Origin of the sequence: Streptomyces aurantiacus (assembly GCF_001418335.1) — a bacterium.
Lineage (GTDB): Bacteria > Actinomycetota > Actinomycetes > Streptomycetales > Streptomycetaceae > Streptomyces > Streptomyces aurantiacus.
The window spans coordinates 215-1,376 of sequence record NZ_LIPP01000545.1; the positions used below are offsets into that span (position 1 = coordinate 215).

Sequence of the window (1,162 nt, forward strand, 5' to 3'; positions counted from 1 at the left end):
GGTGTGCTGCGCGACCAGGGCCGCGACCGGCAGGGCCAGCCCGCCGCCGACGCCGATCGAGGAGCTCATCAGAGCCATCGCCGAGCCGAGCTTCTCGCGCGGCAGCCCGTCACGCATCAGGCCGATGCCGAGCGGAATGGCGCCCATCGCGAAGCCCTGGAGGGAGCGCCCGACGATCATCACGAGCAGTTCGCTGGTGAACCCGGCGACGAGCGAGCCCACGACCATCACGGAGAGGCTGGCTATCAGCATGCGCCGCTTGCCGTAGAGGTCGCCGAGGCGGCCCATGATCGGCGTGGACACCGCGCCGGCGAGGAGGGTCGAGGTCATGACCCAGGTGGCGTTGCTCGGAGAGGTGCTCAGCAGCTCGGGCAGGTCCTTGATGACCGGCACGAGCAGCGTCTGCATCACCGCGACAACGATGCCCGCGAAGGCGAGTACCGGGACGATCCCGCTGCCGCTGGGCTTTCGCGTCCGCGGGTTCGTCGTGGTCCGGGTCATACGTGCGGCCTCCAGAGGCGGGAGCAGGCGGGAGCAAGTGGGTGCGTGGTGAGTGCAGGACGAGTGTGTGACGCGTGCGTTAGGTGCAGGGTGAACCCCGTGTGCCCAGGCAACTATTCCGTTGCTTCGAGCCGCTAACGAATTCTTGACCTTCTCATTGCATCCCGGGGTATTTCGAAACGTCCGAGGCGTCCGAGGTGCTTCGAGGTGCTTCGAGGTGCCCCGAGGGAGGCGTTCCGAGGGAAACGTGCGTCGAAAATCCGATGTACGGGGCAGAGGGCCGCTGCGAGCATGACACCCATGCCCCTGTCGATACCCACGCGCAAGGCCGCCGCGAAGTCATCCGTGTCCCGTCGCCCCGCGCCACCCACCTGGGTGGTGGTCGCCCTGGCCTGCGCGGGCCAGTTCCTCGTCGTCCTCGACGTGTCCGTCGTCAACGTGGCGTTGCCTTCGATGCGCGCCGACCTGGAGCTGAGCGCACCGGGACTCCAGTGGGTCGTCAACGCGTACACGATCGCCTTCGCCGGCTTCATGCTGCTCGGCGGCAGGGCGGGCGACCTGTATGGGCGTAAGCGGATGTTCCTGGTCGGGCTGGCGCTCTTCACGCTGGCCTCCCTGGCGGGCGGGCTCGCCCAGGCGGAGTGGCAGCTGCTGGCCGCGC

General features: G+C 68.4%; 1 protein-coding gene and 1 pseudogene. One reads left to right on the plus strand and one right to left on the minus strand.

The features are described 5' to 3' along the window. Positions 1-501, minus strand: a pseudogene (locus AOK01_RS42285) (MFS transporter); the annotation flags it as partial. Positions 502-801: 300 nt separating this feature from the next. On the opposite strand from AOK01_RS42285, the gene AOK01_RS40090 reads away from it, so the two are divergent. Beyond that, positions 802-1,162 (plus strand): MFS transporter (locus AOK01_RS40090; protein ID WP_157871683.1); only part of this gene is annotated, 361 nt, incomplete at its 3' end.